The organism is Streptomyces sp. NPDC043908 (assembly GCF_056435525.1).
The window spans coordinates 121,706-139,619 of sequence record NZ_JBWKEI010000011.1 but is presented as its reverse complement, the minus strand read 5'-3'; the positions used below and the strand labels follow the sequence as shown (position 1 = coordinate 139,619).

Sequence of the window (17,914 nt, the reverse complement as noted above, 5' to 3'; positions counted from 1 at the left end):
CGGCCCGCGGCGGCGCCTACTTGAGGAACGCCTACTTGAGGAACTTGGACAGACGCCGGTCGGCGAGGATCTTCCCGCCGGTCTGGCAGGTGGCACAGTACTGGAGCGAGGAGTCCGCGAAGGAGACCTCGCGGACGGTGTCGCCGCAGACCGGGCAGGGTTCGCCGGTCCGGCCGTGCACCCGCATCCCGCTCTTCTTCTCCGCCTTCAGACGGCCCGCCGCGAGTCCGCGCGAGCGTTCCACCGCGTCGGTGAGGGTGGTGCGGACGGCCTCGTACAGCGCGGTGACCTCCTCCTCGGTCAGCCGGTCCACCGCCTTGAACGGCGACATCCGCGCCACGTGGAGGATCTCGTCGCTGTAGGCGTTGCCGATCCCGGCGATCAGCGACTGGTCGCGCAGGGCGCCCTTGAGCTGCCGGCGCTCCCCCGCGAGCAGCCCGGCGAACCGGTCGCGGCCGAAGTCCGCCGCGAGCGGGTCGGGCCCGAGCCGGGCGATGCCCGGCACCTCCTGGGGGTCGTGGACCAGATAGGCGGCGAGGCTCTTGCGGGTGCCCGCCTCGGTCAGGTCGAACCCGGCCCCGCCCTCCAGCGCGACCCGCAGCGCCAGCGGACCCTTGCCGGGGCGCGGCGGGGCGTCGGGCAGGACGTCGTGCCAGCGCAGCCAGCCGGCCCGGGCCAGATGGGTCACCAGGTGGAGGCCGTCGGCGTCGATGTCGAGGAACTTGCCGTACCGCCCGACCCCGGTGACCGCCCGCCCGTCGAGGGCGTTCAGGGGCGGGTCGTACGTCTTGAGGACGCTGATCGCGACGGGCTGCACGCGCTCGACGCGGTGTCCGACGAGGTGGGTGGTGAGGAAGTCACGGAGGGCTTCCACTTCGGGCAATTCCGGCATACCTCACAGATTAACCAGCTCCGCGCACCCGGCGCCCCCGGCCGGTTCGCGCCCGGCCGGTTCGCGCCCGGGGCGCCCGGCGGGTTCACCCGCCGGGCGGGGCGCCCCGCTCCGGGACGGCGAACTCGCACCACACGCACTTGCCGCTGCCCCTCGACTCCACGCCCCAGACGTCGGCGAGCCGGTCCACCAGCATCAGTCCGCGCCCCGACACCCCGGAGTCGCCCGCCTCCCGGCGGCGCGGCAGGGCGCTGGAGCGGTCCTCGACCTCCACCCGCAGCCGCCGTTCGGGCCCGGCCAGGACCCGTACGGTCACGATCGCGCCGCCGTCGGTGTGCATCAGCGCGTTGGTGATCAGCTCGTCGGCGGCCAGCTCGATCTCGTCGGCCCGCTCCCGGGCGCCCCAGGCCCGTACCGCCGCCCGGATCATGTGGCGCGAGGAGCTCAGCGCCTCCGGGTCGTTCTGCGCCACGTGCTGCTGGAGCCGGCCGCCGCTCCGCGGGGCCTCCAGGGCGCGCCGGCGCAGCAGCAGGAGCGCCACGTCGTCGTCGCCCGCCCGGTCGTCGATCACGTCGCACAGCCGGTCCGCGAGCTCCTGGAGGTCGCCGGGGCCCGACCGCACCAGCGCGGCGAGCAGCTGCATCCCGTCGTCGAGGTCGGCGCCGGGCTGCTCGACCAGGCCGTCGGTGTAGAGCAGCAGGGTCTGGCCGGGGTCCAGCTCGACGGTGGCGACCGGGTACTCCAGGCGCCCGAACTCCGCCGACAGGCCCAGCGGGAGGCCGCCCTCGACGGGCAGCCGGCGGCAGCTGCCGTCGCCGTACCGCAGCAGCGGGTCGACGTGCCCGGCCCGGACGAGCTGGACGACCCCGGTCGACAGGTCGGCCTCGGCGTAGGTGCAGGTGGCGAAGCGGTCGGTGTCCAGCTCGTGCAGGAACACCGAGGCGCGGGCCATCACGGTCGCCGGGGTGTGCCCCTCGGCCGCGTACGCGCGCAGCACGATCCGCAGCTGGCCCATGACGGCGGCGGCGTGCGTGTCATGGCCCTGGACGTCGCCGATGACCGCGCCGACCCGGCCGCCGGGGAGCGGGATGACGTCGTACCAGTCGCCGCCGATGTCCCGGCCGAGGCGGGCCGAGCGGTAGCGCACCGCGATCTGGGCGCCGGGCACCTCGGGGATGCGGCGCGGCAGCATGGCCTGCTGGAGCCCCTCGGCGAGGTCGTGCTCCTGTTCGTACAGCACCGCCCGCTGGAGGCTCTGCGCGAGGGAGCTGCCCAGTGCCACCAGGAGGTTGCGCTCGTCGGCGGTGAAGCCGGTCTTGTCGCTGTAGAGCAGGCCGAGCGCGCCGATGGGACGGGCCTGGGCGATCAGCGGCAGATAGGCGGCCGCCGTGATGCCGAGGCCGCTGATGTGCGGCCACAGGCGCGGGTAGGAGGCGGCGAAGTCCTCCGGGGTCTGGATGAACCGGGGGGCGAGGGTGCGCACGACCTCGCTCATCGGGTACTGCTCGTCGACCCGGGTCCAGCGGGTGCCCGGCACGAAGCTGCCCTCGGGCCCCTCGGCCACCAGATGGATGCGCCCCGCCTCCAGGAGCCCCATCACCAGGCTGGTGGCGCCCAGGTGTTCGAGTCCGCGCGAGCCCTTGAGCACGTCGATGACGTCCTGCACGGTACGGGCGTGGGCCAGGGCCGCCGTGGTGCTGTCCACCACGCTGGTACGGCGGCGGTGGTCCTCGTCGTCGGCGGCGGGGCGGTCGGCGTACTCGGTGAGCTCCTGGGTGGCGTCCCGGACCACGCCGATGATGCGCCGGGGGCGGCCGGTGGCGTCCCTGCGCACATAGCCCTGGGTGTGCGTCCAGCGCGCGGTGCCGTCGCGCAGCCGGACGCGGAAGTAGGCGCCGTAGTGGACGCTGCCGTTCTTCAGCGCCTGCGAGACCATGGCGTCGAGCCGGGCGGCCTCGGCCGGGGTCACCCGGCTGCCCAGCGTCTCGGGCCGGCCGTCGTACTCCTCGGGCTCCATGTCGAAGACCGCGAGCGCCGATGAGTCCATGTGCATCTGCCCGCTGGTGAGGTCCCAGTCGAAGGTGCCCATGCGGTTGAGGGCGAGGCCGAGACCGGTGGGTGCGGGCCACTCGTCCATGGTCACTCCGATCCTCGGTCCGATCGGGGGCGTCCGTCAGGAGAGTCTGGCGTCCAGCGGCGGCTCGGTGTCGAAGTCGGACATGCCCGAGGGCATCTCACCGCCGCCGGAGGGCTGCGGCGGGAAGACCGGCGGCGGCTCCGAGGGCAGCGTGGGCAGCTCGGTGGAGGGCGTCGGCACGATCTGCTCGCTGGGAGCCGTGGGGGCGATGGGGGCCGTGGGGGGCTTCGAGGTGAGCCTGGGGCTGACGGTGACGGTGGCCGTCGGGCAGCCCGGGGTGGTGGGCACGCTCGGCAGCGCGGCTCCCGGCGGCGCCGAGGCGGGCGGCCGCGTCACGGTGACGGTCGGGGCGGGGCTGGGGCAGTTCACGCTCGGCGAGCTGCTGCCGGTGGACGGCGTGGACCGGCTCGGCGCGACGGCGGGGCCGGACTGGTCCGGGCTCACCGAGGTGCTCGGCGAGTCGGTGACCACCGGCGCCGTCGGGTCGATCTGGATATCGGGCCGCTCGCGGTCGCGCATGCCCTGGTCGCCGGTGGGCCGTTCGATCCAGGTGTTGTTGACGACGTTCACGATGATCAGGCTGTTGATCACCGTGGTGGTGCGGTTGATGACGACGGTCCGCTGCGGCTGGTAGCCGGGCCAGGACTCGCCCCGGGAGGCGGCGCCCTGGGTGGCGACGGGCGGCTTGAGCGGGTTGCCGCAGGCGCAGCGCACCCGTGGCGAGCCGTGGTCGTCGACCATGACGGCGGTGCCGGCCTGGAGCACCGACTGGAAGGCGGTGGCGTGGCCGTCCTTGAAGCCGTGGTTGGTGACGCGGGTGTCGGCCCGCAGCACCACGGGGGTGAGCCCGCGCAGGAACGACGGGAGGTCGTCCGGGTTGATCCCGGCGGTCTCCGAGAAGGCGCGCGCCTTCGCCCGGTCGGCGGCGAGGAAGCGGATCTGCTGCTCCACGTCGCAACTGGCCACCGACTGGGTGCCGCCGTAGAGGCCGGGCGTGGAGCCCGGGACGGACCGGACGGTCTGCACCGTCGCCGTGGGGCTGCCGGGGGCGCTCGGGGGCGGCTGGGAGGGCGTGAGCGGCTGGGCGGCCTTGGCCGTGGACTCCGTGAAGGGGTCCGGGCCGGACGCCGCGACGGGCTGGAGGAACAGCTCCTTCTCGTCGGAGGCGCCGCTGCCCCCGCCGTCGCCGCCACAGGCCGCGACGAACACTCCGATGGACATGACGACTGCCGCCAGGGTGAACCGGCGCGGGGTCGAGCGCACGTAGATCTCCCACCTATTCGCCCCGAGTTGTCCCTCATTGTCTGCCGGAGGGCCGCCGGTCCCGCAAGCGGACGGCCGCCGTACGGGAGGGATTGCGGCGTGTCGTCGGCGGCGCCGGACGCACGGCGGCTCCGGACGCACGAATGCCCCCTGCCGGAACAGGGGGCACACGTTCTCGGGGCCGGGGCGGAGAGGCCCCGACGGCGCCGGGGCCGCTCAGTCGACGCCCGGCAGGATGTGCGGCTCGGCCAGGTCGTCCTCGTAACCGGCCAGCCGGATCGGGGCCGAACGGGCCCAGACCTCGAGGTTGCGGAGCTTCTCGGGCCGGCCGGGCCGGTCGTTGCGTTCCGGCGTCCGCTGTTCGCGTGTCGTCGTCTCTGGTGTCACCGCGCACTCCTCTGTGTCGCGTAACCCTGGGCGTACTGGCGGCTCCGGTCTCTCCCGGTCGCCGACCGCCCGAGGGGGCAGGGGTCAGGGGCAGTTCTGACGCGGTGGCGCCGGCACTCTGTCGGAAGCCGGACCCAGTGTGCGGGCCGGTTCCGGAACGGGCATCGAGGACTGGTCGATCCTTTGATGGCTTCCGTCGGAGTCAGAGTAACCAAATGAGCGGGCCCCTGCTCGATGGGGCCATTTCCTTTGCGTCATCTTTCCTTCACCGTGCGTTCGGCACGGGCCCTGTTCCAGCCATGATCCGCCGCCCGGCAACGGCCGCCACGCGGGGCCGCGCCCTGTGCTCCGTCCGGGTGAGGACGGCCGGTCCGCAGTGGTTGTCCGCCCGGCGTGGCGCCCGGACGCACCGGTGGCCGGGCTCCAGGGAGGAGTCCGGCCACCGGGCGCGTTCGGGGGGGGTACTGGCTACCAGTTCCCGGGCGCGTAGTCCTTGAGGAAGACGCTGTGCAGGTCCTCGCCCGCCTCACCGCGCACGATCGGGTCGTAGACGCGCGCGGCGCCGTCCACCAGGTCGAGCGGGGCGTGGAAGCCCTCCTCGGCGAGGCGCAGCTTGTCGTGGTGCGGGCGCTCGTCGGTGATCCAGCCGGTGTCGACCGAGGTCATGAGGATCTTGTCGGTCTCGAACATCTCCTGGCCACTGGTCCGGGTGACCATGTTCATGGCGGCCTTGGCGGCGTTGGTGTTCGGGTGTCCGGCGCCCTTGTAGCCGCGGCTGAACACGCCCTCCATCGCGGAGACGTTCACCACGTAGGCCCGGCCCTTCGGCGCCTTGCGGGCCGCGTCGGCCATCGCCGGGCGCAACATGCTGATCAGGATGAACGGCGCGGTGTAGTTGCACAGCTGGGTCTCCAGCAGTTCGACCGGGGAGATCTGGTCGATGGACTGCACCCAGGTGTTGGTGTCGACGACGTCCGGCAGCAGGCCGCCCGCGTCGATGGCGGTGCCGTCGTGGTGCCGGGCGATGCTGGCGTTGCCCGCGACCAGGGCGAGGTCCGCGACCCGCTGGGCGTCGAGGCCGGAGGCGCCGAGCGGCAGCGCGGTCGTTCCGCCGAGCTCACCGACCGCTCCGGAGTTGAAGGCGCCGATGACGTGGTGCGCGGGAAGCTCACCGGCGGGCAGCGGGGCGCCCTCGCCGTCCACCAGGGCGGCGTAGGCGGAGGGCAGCCGGCGCACGGTCTGGGTGGCGTTGTTGATCAGGATGTCCAGCGGGCCCCGCTCGGCGGTCTGCTCGGCGAGCGCGACGGCCTGCGCCGGGTCGCGCAGGTCGATGCCGACGACCTCCAGCCGGTGCATCCATTCCGCCGAGTCCTCCATCGCCTTGAAGCGGCGGATGGCGTCCTTGGGGAAGCGGGTGGTGATGGTCGTGTGAGCGCCGTCGCGCAGCAGCCGCAGCGCGATGTACATGCCGATCTTCGCCCGGCCGCCGGTGAGCAGCGCGCGCTTGCCGGTGAGGTCGGTGCGGGCCTCCCGGCGCATCCGGTTCTCGGCGGCGCACTTCTGGCAGAGCTGGTGGTAGAAGTAGTCGACCTCGACGTACCGCGTCTTGCAGATGTAGCAGGAGCGCGGGCGCTGGAGTATCCCGGCGATCTGGCCGGTGGGGGTCGCGGACGACGGCAGGATGCCCTCGGTCTCGTCGTCGATGCGCTCGGCGGAGCCGGTCGCGGTGGCGTGCGTGACGGCCCGGTCGTGGGCGGTCTTGGCGGCCCGGCGCTCCTGGCGGCGGCGCTGCTTGACGGTCCGGTAGATCGCCGCGGTGGCGCGGCGCACGGCGATCGCGTCCGGGTGGTCGACCTCGATGGTGTCGAGCTCCTCCAGCACGCCGAGGCAGACGGCGAGGCGCTCCGGGTCGATGCCGGGGCCGTACTCCACGTCGGGTTCGCCGGGCTCCTGGCCGATGCCGGGACCGTACCCCTGGTCCTGGATGTCCTCTGTCACCGTCATCGCCGTCGCCGTTCCTCGGTCATGTGCGGTCTCGCCCGCGTGTGGAAGTTCCCAAAAGCGCAATCGTACGGAGCGAGGGCGCCGCACACCAAACCGCGGGCCCGTGGGCGCCCTAGGGGCGGGCCGGAGGCCGGTCGAAGACGCAGTCGCCGCAGAGGCCCGCGTCCGGGCAGCGGTAGTAGAGGCAGCAGCTGCGGCGCCGGAAGGCCGGGCCCGGGAGCAGTGTCCCGGTGCCCGCCAGGTCGGGGTGGGCGAGGAGGTCGCCGCCGAGCTCCAGCGCACGGCGGGCCGCGTCCGGACGGTCCGCGCGCAGCGCCCAGCGGTGCAGCTCGCGGACGGCTCCGGCGAGCGCGGAGCCCGCGTTCCCCCACAGCAGGCCCGAGGAGACGGGTGTGTCGCGCCGGACGGCCTCGGCGAGCGGGACCAGGTGCCCGTACTGGACGCTCTCGCGGATCCGCTCGGCGGTGCCGGGCAGTGGCCGTACCCGGTCGAGCAGCAGGTCCTCGGGGGCGCTCCGACCGCCGTCCCAGGCCAGGGCCGCCGGGTCGAGGTCGGGCACCTCCCCGTGGAGCACGGCGGCGCCGAGGGCGATCGACCAGAGCCGGGCGACGAGCCCCAGGTGGGCGATGGAGGCGCCGGTACGCCGGTCGGGGGCGCGCAGGGCGGCCGTGACGGTGTTGATCCGGGCCGCCAGCGGGCCGCCCTCGCCCGCGTAGAGCCGCGCCAGCGGGCGGTGCGGGTCCCGCGCCGGTCCGGTGCGCAGCGCGAAGAACCCGCCGACCGAGGCGACCGCCGCCAGATCCACCCTTCGTCCCCCTCCGTACGAACCGTGGCGCGGGCGGCCACGGACCCGTGATTCTTACAGATTTTCGATCGAACGCATCTTCGACTACTAATGGACATCCCCCATCCCATACATGGCCGAAACAGCCCCATCTCACCCCTTCCGACCAGCACTTGTACCAAATGCCCGATGTATGGACGACTTCTGGAGTAGGGACCTACTCCTATGGCAGTACGTGTCAATGCGGTCTCAAGGACGACGACGGGAGGCGATCGGCGAGGGATCGTGGATGCATGAGTGCCCTTGCCCTGTCCGTGCTGCTCTCCCTGGTCTCCGCCATCGCGTACGCGGCCGCGGCGATCGTCCAGGAGCGCGTGGCCGCGGCCTCCCCCGACAGCACGTACCTCCGCCAGGGCGCCTGGTGGGGCTCCGTGGCACTCAACGGACTCGGCGCCCTGCTGCACGTCGTGGCACTCGCGTGCGGCCCGCTCACCCTCGTCCAGCCGCTGGGCGCGCTGACCATCGTCTTCGCGCTGCCGATGGCCGCCGTGTTCGTCCGGCGCAAGGCGGGTGCGGCGGCCTGGCGCGGCGCGCTCATGGCCACGGCCGGTCTCGCCGGGCTGCTCGCCCTCACCACCGACGCGGACGCCGACTCGGTCGGCGCCGGCCAGCGGCTGCTGCTGGCGGCGGCCACCTTCGGCGGGATGGCGGTGCTCTTCCTCGCCTCGCGCGCGGTGCACGGGCCGGTGGTGCGCAGTGGGCTGCTCGCCGCCGCCGCGGGTGTCTCCTTCGGGATGGCGTCGGTCTTCACCAAGCTGGTGGCCGAGGACTGGGACGAGGGCCTCCAGCTCACCGAGGTGCCCAGCCTGCTGGCGATAGCGGTGCTCGCCGCCGCGGGCCTGCTGCTCTCCCAGGCCTCCTACCGGGGCGCCGGACTCGCGGCGCCCCTGGCGACTGTCACGGTCGTCAACCCGGTGGTCGCGGCGACCGTCGGCCTCACCCTGTTCGGCGAGGAGTTCCGCTACGGGACGGCCGGACTGGTCTTCGCCCTCGCCAGCGGTGTCGTAGCGGCGGGCGGACTGGTCCTGCTCACCACCGAGCGGCTGAGCGCCGCCTCCCGGCGCTCACGGCCCGCCCCCGCGACCCTGCCGGGGATCCCGGCGCCCGGCCAGAGCGCCGAGAGCACCACGTCCGGTCAGAGGCTGACGCCGCCCGCCCTGAGGTAGGCCAGCGGGTCGATGTCCGAGCCGTACGAGGGCCCGGTGCGGATCTCGAAGTGCAGATGCGGCCCGGTGGCGTTGCCGGTGGAGCCCGAACGGCCGATGCGCTGGCCGCTGTTGACCTGCTGCCCGGACCGTACGCTCACGGCCGAGAGATGGCCGTACTGGCTGTAGCGGCCATCCGCGTGCCGGATCACCACCTGGTAGCCGTACGAGCCGCCCCAGCCCGCCTCCACGACCTTCCCGGTGGCCACGGCGTGCACCGAGGTCCCGGTGGAGACGGGGAAGTCGACACCCGTGTGGTAGCCGCTCGCCCAGGACGAACCGGCCTTGTGGTACGGGGTGCTGGGCCCGGCGTCCACCGGCGCGGAAAGGGCGCCGCTCCTGTGGACGACCTGCTTGGGGGCCGGCTGCTTGTGCGGGGCGGCCGGCTTCTTCGGCTGCGGCTTGGCGGGCCGCTTCTGCTGGGGCGCGGGCCTCGGCGCGGGGTGGGTCTTCGGCGGCGCCGCCCTGTCCGGCAGGGACAGGCGCTGCCCCGGCAGGATCAGGTCGGGGTCGGCGCCCACGACCTCCCGGTTCTCGGTGTAGAGCGCGTGCCAGCCGCCCCTGACGTGCTCGGTGTGGGCGATCCGGGAGAGGGAGTCGCCGGAGACGACGGTGTATCCCACGTACCCCTCGCGCTTGCCGGGGACCTTGGTCGGGCCCGCCTGGGGCGCGGGCTTCTTCGCCACGCGCGCGTGGTGCTCCTGCGCGGCGGGAGCGGGATGCGCGGTGTGGGTGGTGTGCGCGGTGTGGGTGTGGGTGGTGGGCGCCGCGTGCGTCGGGGTGTGGTGCGCGGTGGCACGGGTCAGACCCGCCTCGCCCGAGCACACCGGCCAGGCGCCCGGTCCCTGGGCGTCCAGCACCTTCTCCGCGACGGCGATCTGCTCGCTCCGGGAGGCCAGGTCGGCGCGCGGGGCGTATGCCCGGCCGCCGTAGGCCACCCAGGTCGACTGGCTGAACTGGAGCCCGCCGTAGTAGCCGTTGCCGGTGTTGATCTTCCAGTTGTGGGTGGACTCGCAGGCCGCGACCTTGTCCCAGACGTCCAGGGAGGCGGCGTGGGCCGCGCCCGCGCCGATCAGGGGCAGGGCCATGCCCGCCCCGCCGGCCGTCACCGTCAGCGAAGCCCGGTTGATACGGCTCGGCTGGTAGCGGCGGTGCCGCCCGCGTACGGACATGGGTCCCCCTCGAACGCATCGGGAGCCGCCAAAGTAGGGGCTCTGAACGGACCGTGACAAGGGTGCGTACCCACCCTTCGAGGGGAACGCGAGCCGAGTCGCGCGGCTCGGAGTCTTCCGTAGGGTTGACCGAGCAGCGCACCCGATGATCCGAGGAGCACAGCCATGAGTGGAACAGCCCAGATCGGCGTGACCGGACTCGCCGTCATGGGGCGCAACCTCGCCCGCAACTTCGCTCGCAACGGCCTCACGGTGGCGGTGCACAACCGGACGGCGGCCAAGACCCGGGCGCTGGTGGAGGAGTTCGGCGAGGAGGGACGATTCGTCCCCGCCGAGTCGCCGGAGGAGTTCGTGGCAGCGCTCGAACGGCCGCGCCGGCTGGTCGTCATGGTCAAGGCGGGCGAGCCGACGGACGCGGTGATCGAGGAGTTCGCCCCGCTGCTCGACGAGGGCGACGTCATCATCGACGGCGGCAACGCGCACTTCGAGGACACGCGCCGGCGCGAGCGCGAGCTGCGCGAGCGCGGGATCCACTTCGTGGGCGCCGGGGTCTCGGGCGGTGAGGAGGGCGCGCTGCACGGTCCGAGCATCATGCCGGGCGGCTCCGCCGAGTCGTACGAGTCGCTCGGCCCGCTCCTGGAGAAGATCGCCGCGAAGGCGCCGGACAGCACCCCGTGCGTGACGCACGTCGGCCCGGACGGGGCGGGCCACTTCGTGAAGATGGTGCACAACGGCATCGAGTACGCCGACATGCAGCTGATCGCCGAGGCCTACCACCTGCTGCGCACGGTCGCCGGGTACTCCCCCGCCAAGATCGCCGAGACGTTCCGGGGCTGGAACACGGGCCGCCTCGACTCGTATCTGATCGAGATCACGGCGGAGGTGCTGGCCCACGAGGACGCGGCGACCGGGAAGCCGTTCGTCGACGTCGTCCAGGACCGGGCCGAGCAGAAGGGCACGGGGCGGTGGACGGTGCAGATCGCCCTGGACCTCGGGGTGCCGGTGTCCGGGATCGCCGAGGCGGTGTTCGCGCGCTCCCTCTCCGGCCACGCGGACCTGCGCGAGGCCTCCGGCGCGCTCGCCGGGCCCGTGCCCGAGCCGCTGGACGAGAAGGCGGCCGAGGCGTTCGCGGCCCAGGTGGAGCAGGCGCTGTACGCCTCGAAGATCGTGTCGTACACCCAGGGCTTCCACCAGGTCAGGGCGGGCAGCGAGCAGTACGGGTGGGACGTCGACCTCGGCTCGGTGGCCGCGATCTGGCGCGCCGGCTGCATCATCCGGGCGGCGTTCCTGGACCGCATCCGCGCCGCGTACGACGCCGAGCCGGACCTGGTGAGCCTGCTCTCGGACAAGCGGTTCGGCGAGGAGATCGGGGCGGCCCAGGAGGACTGGCGCGCGGTGATCGTGGCGGCGACCCGCCAGGGCGTACCGGTACCGGGCTTCTCGGCGGCGCTCGCGTACTACGACGCGCTGCGCGCCGAGCGCCTCCCGGCGGCGCTCACCCAGGGCCAGCGGGACTTCTTCGGGGCGCACACCTACCGCCGGGTGGACCGCGAGGGCTCGTTCCACACGCTGTGGGGCGGGGAGCGCACGGAGGTCGAGGCGGGGTGAGCGGGGGCGCGGTCCGGGGCGTGCCTCCCCCGGACCGCGCCCGTCTCACTCCTGCCTCACTCCTGCCTCACTCCCGCCTCACACCGAGGGGACGAGGGCGTGCGGGCTGCGGCGCTGGTCGGTGCCGGGGACCGGGGCGGAGGCGTCGTCCCCGAGCTCGACGATCCGGTTGTCCGCGTCGACGTGGACCACGCGCGGGCGCAGGGCGCGCGCCTCGGCGTCGTCGACCTGGGCGTAGCTGATGAGGATGACCAGGTCGCCTGGGTGGACGAGGTGGGCGGCGGCGCCGTTGATCCCGATGACCCCGGAGCCGCGCTCGCCCTCGATGACGTAGGTCTCCAGGCGGGCGCCGTTGTCGATGTCGACGATGTGGACGAGCTCGCCGGGCAGCAGGTCGGCGGCCTCCATCAGCTCGGCGTCGACCGTCACCGACCCCACGTAGTGGAGGTCGGCCTGGGTCACGGTGGCTCGGTGGATCTTGGACTTGAACATGGTGCGCAGCACAGCGTCACTCCTGCCGGACAAAGGGTCGCGCCCCGGTCGGGGTACGCGCCGTCGCCTGACAGAGTAAGGCCCCGGTCCGCCCCGTGGCTCTGTGACCTGCCCCTCCCCCTCCCTCTTCGAGTGCCGTCCCGGTCGCCTCCCCCGGCCCGGCCCCCCGCGGCCCCGGAGCGTTACGCCGGCTCCCCCGCCTCCGGGGAGGCGTCCGTCTCCGCCCCCGGGTCCTCGCCCCCGGCCTGGCCCTGCGCCCGTCGTCCCACGACCACCGCTGCCGCCGCCGCGCTGGCGAGGAACGCCAGGGCGACCGTCCACGGGCGGTCCAGGACATGGCCGGTGGCGTGGTCGAGGGAGTAGCGTCCGGCGCCGGCCACGCCGATCGCGGCGGCCGTGAAGCCGAGGAACGCCGGGTATTCGAAGCCGCCCACCGTCGCGAAGAAGCCGGCCGGCGCGTGCACCGAGACCGCGCCCGCCATCGCCCCTGCCGCCGCCGCCCCGGCCGCCGGGGTGGCGAGCCCGAGGGCCAGCAGCGCGCCGCCGCCCGCCTCGCCGAGGCCCGCGGCCACCGCGCTCTGCCTGCCGGGCCGGAAGCCCATGTGCTCCATCGCCGCGGCCGTCCCCTCGATCCCGCCGCCGCCGAACCAGCCCAGGAGCTTCTGGCTGCCGTGCGCCGCGAGCACGGCACCGGTGCCCACCCGCAGGACCAGCAGTCCCAGGTCCCGTCGGTTGATGCATGTCATGACTGCCTCCCGCGGTGGCCGTTCGTGGCGCGGCACGCCCCTGTGGGCGTACCCACTCCACTCTCCGTGGCGCGGGCCCCGGGGCCCCGGTGTTGCTGGGCCGTACGGGTCGGAATCGCCGCCGCCGGACCGCCGGGGTCCTCAGTCGCGGGGCAGGTCGGTCCTCGCCCCGGGCGGTCCCGATTCCGGGCCGGGGACGGTCCGGTCGCCGGGTATCGCCCCGCCCAGCGCGCCCGCCTCCCCTTCCAGCAGGGTCCGCAGCAGGCGTTCGTCCTCGTCGCTGAGTTGCGAGACGAAGCGGGCGAGGACCGTGGAACGGTCCTCCTCCTTGGCGAGTTCGGTGTGCATCCGGCGGGCGGTCAGACCCGGTGAGTCCTCGGTGGGGGTGTAGGCGAAGCCCCGGCCGAGGCGGTCGCGGGTGACGGCGCCCTTCTCGTAGAGCCGGGTGAGGATCGTGGTCACGGTGGTACGGGCCAGGCCGCCACCGAGGGCGCCCTGCACCTCGCCGGGCGTCAGGGGGCCGTCGGCGGCCCACAGCGCCGCGAGCACGCCCGCCTCCAGCTCCCCGGCGGGCCGCCGCGCGTCGCCGCCCGCGCGGCCGGCGAAGGGGCCGGACCCGTCAACGACGCCCATGGGAACGATCCTCCTCGATCTTTCGTCTACAGTTCTGTAGACCGTCTACAGCACTGTAGTCAGTCGGGCCGTGTGCTGCTCGCGGCCCGGAAGCCATTATGGGAGGGCACCCGCCATGGCCGTACCCCTGTTCGCCACCACCCCCCAGGCGGTGAACGTGCTGGACGCGGGCTCGCTGCTCTCGGCCTTCGGCGCGATCGGCGTCGCCGTCGTGCTGTTCGCCGAGACCGGTCTGCTCGTCGGCTTCTTCCTGCCGGGCGACTCGCTGCTGTTCACCGCCGGGCTGCTGTGCGTGCCGGGCGGCGACGGGCCGGTCTCGCTCTCCCTGCCGCAGGTCCTGCTCGCCTCCGTGACGGGCGCGCTGGCCGGAGCGCAGGTGGGGTACTGGATCGGGCGCCGCGGCGGCCGGGCGCTCCTCGCCCGCGCCCGGTCCCGCAAGCTCCACGAGGGCGCGGCCCGCGCCGAGGAGCTGCTCGCCAGGTACGGCCACGCGAAGGCGGTCGTCCTGGCCCGTTTCGTGCCGATCGTCCGGACCGTGCTCAACCCCCTCGCGGGCGTGCTCGGGGTCCCGGCCGGCGTCTTCGCGCTCTGGCAGGTCCTCGGGGGCGCGGTGTGGACGTGCGGACTCGTTCTCGGTGGGTATGCGCTGGGTTCGTCCATTCCCCATATCGACCGCTATCTGTTGCCGCTGGTGGCGCTGGTCGTCGCCGTCTCGCTGCTGCCGATCGCCCTGGAGATCCTGCGCGCCCGCCGCGCCCGCACCGCAGAGGACACCCGCTGATGCACGTCGACAACGGCCGGTACATCCGAACCACCGAGCTCGCGCGCGACGCGCCGGGCCCGGTCGGCACCGCGGTCCGGGGCTCGGTCGGCATCCGCTGTCCGCACCACGTGCCGGCCCGCCCGGTCGTCGGCGCCGTGGCCGCCCCGGTCCTCATGCTGCTCGCGCGCCGGGCCGCGCCCCTGGTGGACCCGCTCGGCGGGACCCGGCCGTGCCCGCTGGGGGCGGCCCGATGACCAGGGCCCGGCACGTCGCGGCGGGCGTGTGCCTGCTGCTGTTCGTCCTCCTCACGGTGGTCGTCGCCGTACGGGACGGGGCACCGCTGCCCGGCGACCGGGCCGCGCACGTCTGGGCGGTGCACCACCGCCCGCCGGTGGCGCGCGCGTTGGCCCGCGTGCTGACCGCCACCGGCTCCGGGCCGCTCCCGTATCTGCTGGCCGTCGGCGCCGGGCTGCTGGCCGGACGGGACCCCCGGCAGCGCCTGTGCGCGGCGGCGGGAGCCCTCGCGGTCCTCGCCCTCGGCCAGGCCGTGCGGTTCGCGGTGATGGCCGCCGTCGCCCGCCCCCGCCCCACCCTGGCCGACTGGGGCACGTATGCCTCGGGCCACTCCTTCCCCTCCGGTCACACCGCCACCGCGGCGCTGACCGCCGGGCTGCTGGCGTGGGGCGTGACGAGGCGGTCCCGCTCGTCCTCGGCCCGGCTCACCGCCGCGCTGATCCTGCTCTGGGGCGCGGCGGTCGGCCTCTCCCGCATCTACCTGGGCGTGCACTGGCTGACCGATGTGATCGGGGGCTGGCTCTTCGCGGTGGTGTGGCTGACGCTCGGCGCCTGGGTGACGGCGCCGCACATCCCGGCGGAGATACGGCAGGAGGAGCCGGCGGGCCGCCCCTGAGCGGCCGGGGGGAGGCGGGAGTTCAGCAGGCCGCCATGCAGGCGGCGCAGTAGCGGTCGGCGTCGGAGAGGTCCGGGTCCGGCGGGACCGCGGCCTCCGGGCGGGCGAGCGCGCGCCCGCACATCGTCCTCGGCTCGTCGGCGCTCATGACGTGCCAGAGCAGGGCGGCCTCCTCCGCCGTTCCGTTCCCGTCGGGGTCCCGCTCGGCTCTCATCTCGTGCACGACAGGGGCCCTTTCGTTCAGGTCGTCCATGCTGTTCGGGAGGGGGTCTTTCAGGCGGTCCTGAAGTAGGCGTTCCAGCCGCCCGCCGGGGCCTGGCCGACGTCGAGCGCCCGCAGCCGGTCCAGGACCCGGGGGTCCTGGGCGTCGAGCCAGTCCACGAGCTGGCGGAAGGACACGAGCCGTACGTCCTTCTTGTCGGCCATCCCCTTCAGTGCCTCCTCGACGGCGTCCATGTAGATGCCGCCGTTCCACTGCTCGAAGTGGTTGCCGATGAAGAAGGGCGCGCGGTTCGTCTCGTACGCGCGCTGGAAACCGGCGAGATAGGCGCGGGTCGCCTGCTGCCGCCAGGCCGGATAGCGCGAGGGCACGCCCCGGGTGGTGTTCGCGGACTGGTTGGCGAGGATGTTGTAGTCCATGGACAGCACCTCGAAGGAGTGCCCCGGGAAGGGCACGCCCTGGAGCGGCAGGTCCCAGATCCCCTGGCGCCTGCGGGGCCACACCTGGCGCCCGCCGGGCGAGGAGGCGTCGTAGCGCCAGCCGAGCCGCCGGGCGGTGGGCAGCAGGTTGTCCTGGCCGAGCAGACACGGGGTGCGTCCGCCGACCAGCTCCTTGCGGTAGTCGAAGGGCAGCGGTTCGAGGCCGTGCCAGCCGGTGTTGGTCCGCCACTCGGTGACGAAGGACACCGCCTGCTCGATCTCGCTGCGCCACTGGCCGGGCGACCAGTGGGCCACCGATCCGGAGCCGGCGCAGAAGTGACCGTTGAAATGCGTCCCGATCTCATGCCCGTCCCACCACGCCTCCCGTACACAACGAAGCGTCTCGCGCACATGTGCGTCGTTCAGATAACCGATATCCGAGGCTCCGACGGGATTGTTGGGCGGCCGGTAACGCGATTTGGCGGATTCCGGCAGGAGATAGAGCCCGGAGAGGAAGAACGTCATCGATGCGCCGTGGTCGCGGGCGAGTTCCAGAAAGCGCGGGAAGAGCCCGTTGCCGACTTCCCCGGCGCCGTCCCAGGAGAAGACCACGAATTGCGGAGGTGTCTGGCCCGGTTCGAGCGGCTGGGGCTCGGCGGGCTGGTTCGGTTGCGGCCCGGTGTCGGCGGTCGAGCCGTCACCCACCATCCTGAAGTGCGGTTTCACCGGGGCGTTGGGCGCGGCCGGACGGGCCGGCCCGTTCCCCGGCGGCTGCGCTCCCCCGGCGGCTCCCCGCTCCCCGCCGACCCCGCACCCGGCGGCCGAGACCGCCGCGACCGCGCCAAGTCCGGCCCCCAGGACTCCCCTTCGGGTGATCTCCCGCATCGCCTCTCCCGTCAGCCGTCCCGCGGACCCTCCATGGACGGACCGGAGCGTTCCGATGATGACCCGATAGCCGATAACCGCTTCAGCGTACGACGCGTTCACCACCTTTCCGGGTAAACACAGAGGGGCCGCACCGCTTTTCTCCGGGATCACCTCCATTCCCTTGGGCGGGCCCCGCGAGGGAATGCGACGCCCGGCGCGGTTCCCGCGCCTTCCCCCGACCCGGTGGGCGGCCGGTGGTGACGGCCGGGGCCGCCCACCGGGAAGATGTGGCCATGCAGGCGACTTCGCACTCGGGCACGCGGGGCACCCCGACCGCGTCCCGGCTCTCCTTCCGTACCGGGGACCTCGACGAGGCGCGCCAGGTGATCGGCGAGACGTACTACGCCACCTCCATGGACGTACTGGACCGGACGCACCGGCTCGACGCCGTCTTCGACGTGGGGCGGCTGGGGCCGCTCACCCTCGGCGACCTGCGCTGGGGCACCGATGTGCGCATGCGCTTCGGCGACTTGGGGGCGTACCACGTCGACGTCCCGCTCTCCGGGGAGCTCACCTGGCGCCAGGCGCGGACCCGCGCCACCGCGACCGCCCGGCGCGCGGCCGTCTTCCATCCCGAGGGCGAGCCGACGCTGGAGCGGTGGAACCGGGACTGCCGCCTGCTCGCCGTCAAGGTGGAGGCCCCGGACCTGCTGCGCCACCTGGAGGTCCTCCTCGACCGCTCGGTCCCCGCCGGGACGCGCCTGGCACCCGAACTCGACCTCACCCAGGGGCCCGGTCTGAGCTGGTCGCGGATGGTGGCCCTGGTCGTACGGGAGATGGACAACGAACACGGGGCGCTCGCCCAGCCGCTCATGGCGGCCCGCCTCCAGGACGCCCTGCTCACCGGCCTGCTCCTGGCTGCCGGGCACCGCTACCGCGAAGAGCTGGACAAGCCGGTCAGGGCCGTGCTGCCCGGGCCGGTCAAACGGGTCGTGGACGCGATACACGCCCATCCCGAGCGCCCGTACACCACGACCGAGCTCGCCGGGATAGGCCAGGTCGGCGTCCGCTGGCTCCAGGAGGGCTTCCGCCGCCACCTCGGCATGTCCCCGATGGCGTATCTGCGCGATGTCCGGATGAGCCGGGTCCACGCCGAGCTGCGCCAGGCCGACCCGGCCCGGCTGACCGTGGGGGAGGCGGCCTACCGCTGGGGCTTCACCCACCTGGGCCGCTTCGCGGACAACTACCGCACCCGCTTCGGTGAACTGCCCTCCCGGACCCTGGCCGGCTCCTGACGCCCCCGCCCCCGGCTGCGGAAAACGGCCACGCATCCCGGATCGGCGGGAGGGGAT

Annotated in this window: 17 protein-coding genes and 1 pseudogene; 6 read left to right on the top strand and 12 right to left on the bottom strand. The window is 73.7% G+C overall.

The features are described 5' to 3' along the window. Window positions 1-31 precede the first annotated feature (31 nt). The 6 genes from AC069K_RS24185 to AC069K_RS24160 all read right to left on the bottom strand — a co-directional run bounded on the left by AC069K_RS24185 (window position 32) and on the right by AC069K_RS24160 (window position 7,488). Entirely contained in the window at window positions 32-892 is an 861-nt protein-coding gene (locus AC069K_RS24185) for an Fpg/Nei family DNA glycosylase (protein ID WP_478619686.1), read from the bottom strand. Between the two features lie 85 nt (window positions 893-977). Beyond that, the gene (locus AC069K_RS24180; protein ID WP_478619683.1) at window positions 978-3,029 is read right to left on the bottom strand and encodes a SpoIIE family protein phosphatase; all 2,052 of its coding nucleotides are present in this window, start codon (window positions 3,027-3,029) and stop codon (window positions 978-980) included. Between the two features lie 36 nt (window positions 3,030-3,065). Beyond that, window positions 3,066-4,292, bottom strand: a complete 1,227-nt coding sequence (locus tag AC069K_RS24175; RefSeq protein WP_365113031.1) for a DUF6777 domain-containing protein — start codon at window positions 4,290-4,292, stop codon at window positions 3,066-3,068. A gap of 216 nt (window positions 4,293-4,508) precedes the next feature. Further along, window positions 4,509-4,679 carry a hypothetical protein gene (locus AC069K_RS24170; protein WP_358830815.1) on the bottom strand — a complete coding sequence of 57 codons (171 nt, stop codon included), beginning with the start codon at window positions 4,677-4,679 and terminating at the stop codon, window positions 4,509-4,511. Between the two features lie 468 nt (window positions 4,680-5,147). Further along, a complete protein-coding gene (locus AC069K_RS24165) occupies window positions 5,148-6,683 on the bottom strand; it encodes an SDR family NAD(P)-dependent oxidoreductase (protein WP_365113028.1) in 1,536 nt (511 codons plus the stop codon). A 112-nt stretch (window positions 6,684-6,795) separates the two neighbouring features. Continuing rightward, the gene (locus AC069K_RS24160; protein WP_478619678.1) at window positions 6,796-7,488 is read right to left on the bottom strand and encodes a (2Fe-2S)-binding protein; all 693 of its coding nucleotides are present in this window, start codon (window positions 7,486-7,488) and stop codon (window positions 6,796-6,798) included. 272 nt (window positions 7,489-7,760) lie between these two features. On the opposite strand from AC069K_RS24160, the pseudogene AC069K_RS24155 reads away from it, so the two are divergent. Continuing rightward, window positions 7,761-8,660, top strand: a pseudogene (locus AC069K_RS24155) (DMT family transporter); the annotation flags it as partial. A 2-nt stretch (window positions 8,661-8,662) separates the two neighbouring features. Here AC069K_RS24155 and AC069K_RS24150 read toward each other — a convergent pair. Beyond that, complete coding sequence (locus AC069K_RS24150; protein WP_478619675.1) at window positions 8,663-9,904, bottom strand: transglycosylase family protein; 1,242 nt, start codon at window positions 9,902-9,904, stop codon at window positions 8,663-8,665. Window positions 9,905-10,069: 165 nt separating this feature from the next. On the opposite strand from AC069K_RS24150, the gene gndA reads away from it, so the two are divergent. Continuing rightward, complete coding sequence (gene gndA / locus AC069K_RS24145; protein WP_478619672.1) at window positions 10,070-11,512, top strand: NADP-dependent phosphogluconate dehydrogenase; 1,443 nt, start codon at window positions 10,070-10,072, stop codon at window positions 11,510-11,512. Between the two features lie 78 nt (window positions 11,513-11,590). Here the strand turns inward: gndA and panD are convergent, their stop codons facing one another. From panD to AC069K_RS24130, 3 genes are all read right to left on the bottom strand, one after another. Further along, window positions 11,591-12,016: an aspartate 1-decarboxylase gene (panD, locus tag AC069K_RS24140; RefSeq protein ID WP_365113016.1), complete on the bottom strand. Its 426-nt coding sequence runs from the start codon at window positions 12,014-12,016 to the stop codon at window positions 11,591-11,593. 170 nt (window positions 12,017-12,186) lie between these two features. After that, the gene (locus AC069K_RS24135; protein WP_478619668.1) at window positions 12,187-12,750 is read right to left on the bottom strand and encodes a DoxX family membrane protein; all 564 of its coding nucleotides are present in this window, start codon (window positions 12,748-12,750) and stop codon (window positions 12,187-12,189) included. A gap of 141 nt (window positions 12,751-12,891) precedes the next feature. After that, a complete protein-coding gene (locus AC069K_RS24130) occupies window positions 12,892-13,383 on the bottom strand; it encodes a BlaI/MecI/CopY family transcriptional regulator (RefSeq protein WP_478619665.1) in 492 nt (163 codons plus the stop codon). A gap of 115 nt (window positions 13,384-13,498) precedes the next feature. Between AC069K_RS24130 and AC069K_RS24125 the strand changes: the two genes are divergently transcribed. Genes AC069K_RS24125 through AC069K_RS24115 form a run of 3 tightly spaced genes read left to right on the top strand, consistent with a single transcriptional unit; the run spans window position 13,499 to window position 15,056 of the window. Beyond that, window positions 13,499-14,164, top strand: a complete 666-nt coding sequence (locus tag AC069K_RS24125; protein ID WP_365113008.1) for a DedA family protein — start codon at window positions 13,499-13,501, stop codon at window positions 14,162-14,164. Continuing rightward, window positions 14,164-14,400, top strand: coding sequence for a hypothetical protein (locus AC069K_RS24120; RefSeq protein WP_478619661.1), 237 nt, complete (start codon window positions 14,164-14,166; stop codon window positions 14,398-14,400). The genes AC069K_RS24125 and AC069K_RS24120 overlap by 1 nt, the downstream gene beginning before the upstream one ends. Then, window positions 14,397-15,056: a phosphatase PAP2 family protein gene (locus AC069K_RS24115; RefSeq protein WP_478619658.1), complete on the top strand. Its 660-nt coding sequence runs from the start codon at window positions 14,397-14,399 to the stop codon at window positions 15,054-15,056. The genes AC069K_RS24120 and AC069K_RS24115 overlap by 4 nt, the downstream gene beginning before the upstream one ends. A 22-nt stretch (window positions 15,057-15,078) precedes the next feature. Here AC069K_RS24115 and AC069K_RS24110 read toward each other — a convergent pair whose 3' ends face one another. Together AC069K_RS24110 and AC069K_RS24105 are read right to left on the bottom strand one after the other, a co-directional pair. Then, a complete protein-coding gene (locus AC069K_RS24110; protein ID WP_478619655.1) occupies window positions 15,079-15,279 on the bottom strand; it encodes a hypothetical protein in 201 nt (66 codons plus the stop codon). Window positions 15,280-15,329: 50 nt separating this feature from the next. Continuing rightward, the gene (locus AC069K_RS24105; RefSeq protein WP_478619652.1) at window positions 15,330-16,580 is read right to left on the bottom strand and encodes a polysaccharide deacetylase family protein; all 1,251 of its coding nucleotides are present in this window, start codon (window positions 16,578-16,580) and stop codon (window positions 15,330-15,332) included. 275 nt (window positions 16,581-16,855) lie between these two features. Here AC069K_RS24105 and AC069K_RS24100 point away from each other — a divergent pair, with 275 nt between their 5' ends. After that, complete coding sequence (locus AC069K_RS24100) at window positions 16,856-17,857, top strand: AraC family transcriptional regulator (protein WP_478619649.1); 1,002 nt, start codon at window positions 16,856-16,858, stop codon at window positions 17,855-17,857. Window positions 17,858-17,914: the final 57 nt, after the last annotated feature.